This window comes from Pseudonocardia sp. ICBG601, from assembly GCF_020496245.1.
On record NZ_JAHLJA010000237.1, the window covers coordinates 1 to 7224 of the forward strand.

The window sequence follows — 7224 nt, forward strand, 5'->3', positions numbered from 1 at the left end:
CTACCGGTCAGGGCTCTACGCTGGGCCGATCTCGTCGAGACCGGGCAACGTCGCCCCTTTCGGCGTCCTTCGCTGTCCACACTGAGCGACCGAGGCAGTTCAAACACTGCCCCATCGGAGTGAATTTACCCGATCAGCAACAGCGGGCGGAGGGAACACGGTCCTGGCGGTCGGTCCGCTCCCGCCAGAACTCGCGCTCACCCAGCACCGGCGCACCGGGGTGGTGGGCCGCCCGATGGGCCAGGTACCGCTCGTAGTCGCGCTCCCGGCGAGCTCGCGCAGGAACGTCCAGAACGCCCGGAGCCGGCTCATCCGGAGCCCCCGGCCCTGGCGAGCTCGCGTTCGGAGCAGGTGGGGATCAGCCCGGCAGGGGCCTGGATCCGGGACTCGACGTACGGGTCCTCGGAGCCGCCGGGCAGCGGGCGTCCGCTCAGCGCGGCGACCCACACCCGGACCGAGTCGGCCAGGACGATCACGATGAGCAGCGCGAACAGGGCGGTGAGCACGGTGTCGACGGTCGTGTTCACCACCACCTTCTGCATGGCCTCGACGGTCCTGGCGGTGCCCAGGCTCGTCTTCCCGGCGTCGAGCGCGGCCTGGTACTGGTCGCGCTGGGCCCAGAACCCGAGCTTGGGGTTGTCGGAGAAGATCTTCTGGTAGCTCGCGGTCAGGGTGACGACGGCGTCGAACACCAGCGGGACCAGCGTGATCGGTGCGTAGCGGGCACGGCCGGAGCGGATCAGCAGCGTGGTGCAGACGGCCAGTGCGACGGCGGCGAGGAGCTGGTTGGCGATGCCGAACAGCGGGAAGAGCTGGTAGATGCCGCCCAGCGGGTCGTTGACGCCGGCGTAGAGCAGGTAGCCCCATGCCCCGACGATGACGGCGCTGCAGATCCAGGCGCCCGGCCGCCAGCTGGTGTCGCGGAAGCGCGGCACCACGTTGCCGATCGTGTCCTGCAGGATGAAGCGTCCGACGCGGGTGCCGGCGTCCACCGTGGTGAGGATGAACAGCGCCTCGAACATGAGAAACGAAGTGGTACCAGAAGGCGCGCATCGCGTCGCCGCCGAAGACCTGGGAGAACACCGTCGACAGCCCGACGGCCAGGGTCGGCGCCCCGCCGGAGCGGCCGACCAGTGTGTGCTCCTCCACTGCCTGCGCGGCCGCGGTGAGGTCGGCCGGGGAGATGGTGAACCCGATCTGCGCCACCGCGGCGGAGGCGGTCTCGACGGTCGGCCCGAGCACCGTCGCGGGCATGTTCATCGCGAAGTAGAGGCCGGGGTCGAGGATGCAGGCCGCGGCCAGTGCCATGATCGCGACGAAGGACTCGGTGAGCATCGCGCCGTAGCCGATGACCCGGATCTGGGACTCCTTCTGGATCAGCTTCGGCGTCGTGCCCGAGGCGACCAGGGCGTGGAACCCGGACAGGGCACCACAGGCGATGGTGATGAAGACGAACGGGAACAGCGAGCCCGCCGCGACCGGGCCCTGCCCGTCGGAGGCGAACCGGGTCAGCGCGTCCATCTGCAGCGACGGCCAGGCCAGCAGGATCGAGGCGGCGAGCAGCACGACCACGCCGACCTTCATGAACGACGACAGGTAGTCGCGCGGCGCGAGCAGCATCCAGACCGGCAGCACCGAGGCGGCGAAGCCGTAGACCACCAGCGCGAGGGTCAGCTGGTTCGCGGTCAGGTGGAAGACCTCGCCCCACGACGAGTTCTGCACCCAGCCGCCGCCGACGATGGCCAGCAGCATCAGCGCGACGCCGAGCACCGAGACCTCGATGATCTTCCCCGGGCGCAGGTAGCGCAGGTAGAAGCCCATGAACAGGGCGATCGGGATCGTCATCGCGAGCGAGAACGTGCCCCACGGCGAGTCGGCCAGGGCCTGGACGACGACCAGCGCCAGCACCGCCAGCAGGATCACCATGATGGCGAGGACGGCGACGATGGCCGCCGTCCCGCCGACCGGCCCGATCTCCTCGCGGGCCATCTGGCCGAGGCTGCGCCCGCTCCGGGGGTGGAGAAGAACAGCGTGACCATGTCCTGGACCGCGCCCGCGAACACGACCCCGACGATGATCCAAATCGTGCCGGGCAGGTAGCCCATCTGTGCCGCGAGCACCGGGCCGACCAGCGGGCCCGCGCCGGCGATGGCCGCGAAGTGGTGACCGAACAGCACCCGCCGGTCGGTGGGCTGGAAGTCCTGCCCGTCGTCGAGACGTTCGCCGGTGTGGCGCGGGTGTCGTCCACGCGCAACGCGCGGTGGGCGATGAAGCGGGAGTAGAAGCGGTAGGCGATCGCGTAGGAGGCGACGGCGGCGAACACCAGCCAGGCCGCGGAGATCTCCTCGCCGCGGGTGAACGCGACGATCGACCAGGCGATCGCGCCCACCACCGCCACCGCGACCCAGATCGCAATCTGCCTCGGGTCGCGACGACGGGTCGTGCCCGTCCCCCCGGTCCCCGGTTCTCCCGGTCGCTCCGTCGTGACCATGCCGTCCCCCGCTCGTGCACCGTGCGCGACCGACGCCGTCGTGGGGCCGGCCCGATCGGGAACGTTACGTCGGGCAACGTTGCCTGTCACCGGTCCGGGGACGCCGTTACCGAGTCTCGACCGGCCGCGTCCTTCCCGATCCGGGGACACCCACCTCACGGGCCCCGTGCAGGCGCAGCACGGAGCCCCGCACACCGGACGGCGTGTGGGGGCTCCGTGGGTCTCGCGCGGCAGGGGCCGCGGTGGGTCAGGCGCCGAGGCGCTGCTTCAGGGCCTCGAACTCGTCGCGGATCGAGGTCGGGAGGTTGTCGTCGCCGATCTTGGCGAACCACTCCTCGATCAGCGGGATCTCGGCCTTCCACTCCTCGACGTCGACCGCGAGGGCCTCCTCGACGTCGGCGCGCTCGGCGTCGACCCCCTCGAGGTCGATCTGGTCGACGGTGGGCACGAAGCCGATGGGGGTGTCGACGGCGGCCGCCGTGCCCTCCATGCGCTGGATGCACCACTTGAGGACGCGGCTGTTCTCACCGAAGCCGGGCCACAGGAAGCGGCCGTCCTCGCCGCGGCGGAACCAGTTGACGTAGAAGATCTTCGGGAGCTTCTCGGCGTCGGCGCTCTTGCCGAGGTTCACCCAGTGCGCGAAGTAGTCGCCGACGTTGTAGCCGAGGAACGGCAGCATCGCCATCGGGTCGCGCCGGACCTGGCCGAGACCGCCGGCCGCGGCCGCGGTCTTCTCCGAGGACATGGTGGCGCCCATGAAGGTGCCGTGCTGCCAGCTGCGGGCCTCGGTGACCAGCGGGATCGTGGTCTTGCGGCGGCCACCGAACAGGATGGCCGAGATCGGCACGCCGTTCGGGTCCTGCCACTCCGGCGCGACGACGGGCACTGCGCGATCGGCACGGTGTAGCGCGAGTTCGGGTGCGCGGCGTCGGTGCCGGACTCGGGGGTCCAGTCGTTGCCCTTCCAGTCGGTGAGGTGCTGGGGGTCGCCCTCCAGGCCCTCCCACCAGACGTCGCCGTCGTCGGTCAGCGCGACGTTGGTGAAGAGCGCGTTGCCTCCTCGATGGTGCGCATCGCGTTGGGGTTGGTCTTCCAGTTGGTGCCCGGCGCGACACCGAAGAAGCCGAACTCCGGGTTGATGGCGTAGAGTCGGCCGTCCTCACCGAAGCGCATCCAGGCGATGTCGTCACCGACGGTCTCGGCGCGCCAGCCGGGATGGTCGGCTGCAGCATCGCCAGGTTGGTCTTGCCGCAGGCGCTCGGGAAGGCCGCCGCGACGTAGTAGGCCTTCTCCTCCGGGCTGATGAGCTTGAGGATCAGCATGTGCTCGGCGAGCCAGCCCTCGTCGTGGGGCCATCGCCGAGGCGATGCGCAGCGCGTAGCACTTCTTGCCGAGCAGGGCGTTGCTTGCCGCCGTAGCCGGAGCCGTAGCTCCTCCAGATCTCCCAGGTCTCGGGAAGTGGCTGATGTACTTGGTCTCGTTGCACGGCCACGGCACGTCGGCCTGGCCATCGGCGAGCGGGGCGCCGATCGAGTGCAGCGCCTTGACCCAGCGGTCACCCGCGACGTCGAGCAGCGGGACGACTGCGCACACCCATCCGGGTCATGATCTCATGGAGATCACGACGTACTCGGAGTCGGTGATCTCGATGCCGATCTTCGGGGTCGTCCGAGTCGGTCGGCCCCATGCAGAACGGGACGACGTACATCGTCCGGCCCTTCATCGAGCCGCGGTACAGCTCGGTCATGGTCCGCTTCATCTCGGCGGGGGGTCGGCCCAGTTGTTGGTCGGGCCCGCGCCGCGCTCGGTCTCGGTACAGATGAAGGTCCGCTCCTCGACCCGCGCGGGACGTCGTCGGGGTCGGAGGGCGGCGTAGAAGGAGTTGGGTTTCTTCTCCAGGCGCGTGAGGGTCCCCGCCTCGACAGCTGGTCGGTGAGCCGGGTCCACTCCTCGTCCGAACCGTCGCACCACACGACGCGATCCGGGGTGGCCAGCTCGGCGATCTCCTGGACCCAGGCCGCGACGCCCTGGTTGGTGGTCGGTGCCTTGTCGGTGCCCGGAACGGTCGCTGCAGTCATGTCGTCCTGTTCTCCTCGCCGGCCCCGGCCCGCCACCGGGGGAACTACGACGAGCCCGCGACCGGAGTCGGTGACGGGCCCAGACGGGAAAAGGTGGTTTCCGAGGCTACCTGCGAAATAGTGCGCTACCCACGGGTGGAGTTGAGAGGTCAGGCACAGCACCGATCATGTAAATCGATCCAGTACGCGCTGGACGGACGGCGATGTCCGCCCAGGTGACAGCCATGTCACACGAACGCAACCTGTTCCCGGTGACAGATTCGCCGACGGTCCGTGACATCGGCACGACACATTCTCGGAGAAACGTCGCCGAAATTCACCCGCAGACCGGAAGCGCGACCGCTTCAACGCGTTCTCGGAACGCACTTAGGGCTTCGAGAACGGAAGGGTCAGCGCACGGTTGCGACGGAGCGCGCGAGCCCGCGGGACCATGATCGGCAGCCGGTGGGCGGTTACCTGCCAGTACCGGGCGCCGGGGTCACCGGCACGCCAGGCGTCGGCGAGCCGCACGACGGCGTCCGGGTCGATCACCCGGCGCGGCCCGGGGCCGCATCCCGCAGCGCTCGCGGACGCCGGCGTCGAGCGCGTCGCCAGGCGTCCTCGGGCGGTGGTGTGGATCGAGACCTCTGGGCGACCGGCGACGGCACCCCCGGCATCCGGGCCCCCGGGGTCGGGTTCCACGACGTCGCGGGGTGTTCATCCGAGCACCAGGGTGTAGGCGCTGACCACCTCGTACGGCACGGCTGTCTCCCGTGTGGAGTCGGCACCGACGACCGGCACCGATCGTCGGTGCCGGTCGTCGCGGACGAGCCGTAGTGAACCAGCCGGTGCACACCGTATCCGCCGAACGAGGCGTCCGACGGGGCCGCGCGTCGCCGGAACCACTCGTCCGGGCGGTCGGACGTGTCACCCGGGACCGTCACGGGGTGGTCACATCGTCGCTCACACCCCGCGACGAGCGGTTCAGTGGCGGCGCGCCCCGCGGCTCGGCGTCGGCGTCCACCGCGGAGGGCACCGGCCGCCAGGACGTCACGGTGCGCGCGGCGCAGGCCGAGCCCGGCCGTCACCAGCACCACGGCGACGACGACCGCCGCCGTCCCGGACGCGACGTCCACCCGTGCACGAACGCCTCCCGTGCGGAGGCCAGCAGGGCCGCGGCGGCGTCGGCGGGCATCGTCGTGGCGACGTCCGCCGCCCCGCCGAGGGTCTCCCGGCCGAGGACGGCGTCCCGTCGGGAGAGCACGTAGCCGCCGGTACACCGCGGACAGCACCCGCCGATCAGTGCGGTGCCGAGCACCGCACCGACCTCGTAGGCGGTCTCGGAGACCGCGGCCGCGGCACCGGCCTTCTCCGGCGGGGCGGCCGCCAGGATCGCGTCGTTGGTGACGGTCTCGGACAGCCCGATCCCCGCGCCGATCAGCACAGCGGCCGACATCAGCAGCACGACGGCCGAGTCCACCTGCAGGAACAGGCAGGCCACGTAGCCGGTCAGGACGAGCGCGAGCCCGGTCGCGACGAGCTGGTGCAGCGCGAACCGGCGGGCCAGCCGCGCGGCGGCGAGCCCGGCCACGACCGTCACCACGAAGCCCGGCAGCAGGAGCAGGCCCGCCTGCAGCGGCGAGTACCCGACGACCAGCTGGAGGTACTGGGCGGAGAAGAACAGCAGCCCGGTGAGGAAGAACATGGTGGTGGCGTTGGCCAGCGCGCTGTGTGCCGCAGCACCGGGCGGGCGAACAGCTCCAGGTCGATCAAGCGGGTCCAGGCCCGCCGCACCGTCGTCGCCGGTAGTGGGCGAGGAACGCGGTGCCCGCGCCGACACCCACCAGCACCGACGCGGACGACGGCGGGGCTCACCCCGCCCGCGGACCCGGCCAGCTCATGCGCAGGCCAGCTGGTCCCATCGTCAGCAGCGACAGCACCACGCCGACCAGGTCGAGCCGGCCCGGCTCGGTCTCCCCGACTCCGGGCACCACCAGCCGGCGCGACGACGAGCAGCAGCGCCATCGGCGGCACGCTCATCACGAAGATCGAGCCCCACCAGAAGTGCTCGAGCAGCAGCCCGCCGACGATCGGGTGGCGAGCGCCGCGCCCGCGGCGAACCCGGTCGCCCAGATCGCCCAGCGCGAGCCTGCGGTGGGTCGGTCGAGGAACACCGACCGCAGCAGCGCCCAGCGTGGAGGTGCATCAGCATCGCGCCGAACACGCCGAGCAGGGCGCGCGCCGCGACGAGCTGGGCGGCCAGGTCGCGAACGCGCGAGCAGCGCGAGACCACGCCGAAGCCGGCGACGCCGATCATCAGCAGCCGGCGGCGGCCGATCCGGTCACCGAGGGTCCCATCGTGACCAGCAGCCCGGCCAAGCACCAGCGGGTGACGTCGACGACCCACAGCAGCGTCGCCGCGTCCGGGCGGAGCGCGGCGGAGAGCTCGGCAGTTGCCATACGCCGAGCACCGTGTTGTCGATCGACACCAGCAGCGTGGGGATGGCGAGCACCGCGAGTGCGAGCCAGGCGCGCAGCCCGGGCAGCGGCGCCACGTCGGCCCGCCCCTGTCCCTCGCCGCGCCCCGTGCGCCGACATCCGGCCGTGACATCGCCGTTCTCCCTTGCACTCGTCGTTCCGTGGGCCCTGATCCGGACGCGTCTTTACCGTCCAGACG

7 protein-coding genes and 4 pseudogenes are annotated in these 7224 nt (G+C 71.1%); all 11 read right to left on the reverse strand.

Features of this window, described 5'->3' with window-relative positions; translation table 11 throughout:
• Positions 1–133: 133 nt before the first annotated feature.
• A complete protein-coding gene (locus tag KPL57_RS68935; RefSeq protein ID WP_308253500.1) occupies positions 134–208 on the reverse strand; it encodes a CstA-like transporter-associated (seleno)protein in 75 nt (24 codons plus the stop codon).
• Positions 209–308: 100 nt separating this feature from the next.
• The gene (locus tag KPL57_RS73605) at positions 309–1022 is read right to left on the reverse strand and encodes a carbon starvation CstA family protein (protein WP_374203982.1); all 714 of its coding nucleotides are present in this window, start codon (positions 1020–1022) and stop codon (positions 309–311) included.
• Positions 1023–1086: 64 nt separating this feature from the next.
• A pseudogene (locus KPL57_RS73610) lies at positions 1087–2491 on the reverse strand (carbon starvation CstA family protein); the annotation flags it as partial.
• Positions 2492–2738: 247 nt separating this feature from the next.
• A pseudogene (locus KPL57_RS73615) lies at positions 2739–3812 on the reverse strand (phosphoenolpyruvate carboxykinase (GTP)).
• An 88-nt stretch (positions 3813–3900) separates the two neighbouring features.
• Positions 3901–4083, reverse strand: a pseudogene (locus KPL57_RS68955) (hypothetical protein); the annotation flags it as partial.
• The gene (locus KPL57_RS73620) at positions 4046–4249 is read right to left on the reverse strand and encodes a hypothetical protein (RefSeq protein WP_374203983.1); all 204 of its coding nucleotides are present in this window, start codon (positions 4247–4249) and stop codon (positions 4046–4048) included. The gene KPL57_RS73620 and the pseudogene KPL57_RS68955, both read right to left, overlap by 38 nt.
• Complete coding sequence (locus KPL57_RS68960) at positions 4246–4389, reverse strand: hypothetical protein (protein WP_264200070.1); 144 nt, start codon at positions 4387–4389, stop codon at positions 4246–4248. The genes KPL57_RS73620 and KPL57_RS68960 overlap by 4 nt, the downstream gene beginning before the upstream one ends.
• A pseudogene (locus KPL57_RS73625) lies at positions 4341–4568 on the reverse strand (phosphoenolpyruvate carboxykinase); the annotation flags it as partial. The gene KPL57_RS68960 and the pseudogene KPL57_RS73625, both read right to left, overlap by 49 nt.
• Before the next feature lie 1063 nt (positions 4569–5631).
• Positions 5632–6387, reverse strand: coding sequence for an MFS transporter (locus KPL57_RS63185; protein WP_226359222.1), 756 nt, complete (start codon positions 6385–6387; stop codon positions 5632–5634).
• A 31-nt stretch (positions 6388–6418) separates the two neighbouring features.
• The gene (locus KPL57_RS68965) at positions 6419–6541 is read right to left on the reverse strand and encodes a hypothetical protein (protein ID WP_264200066.1); all 123 of its coding nucleotides are present in this window, start codon (positions 6539–6541) and stop codon (positions 6419–6421) included.
• A gap of 322 nt (positions 6542–6863) precedes the next feature.
• A complete protein-coding gene (locus tag KPL57_RS63190) occupies positions 6864–7007 on the reverse strand; it encodes a hypothetical protein (RefSeq protein WP_226359223.1) in 144 nt (47 codons plus the stop codon).
• Positions 7008–7224 lie beyond the last annotated feature (217 nt).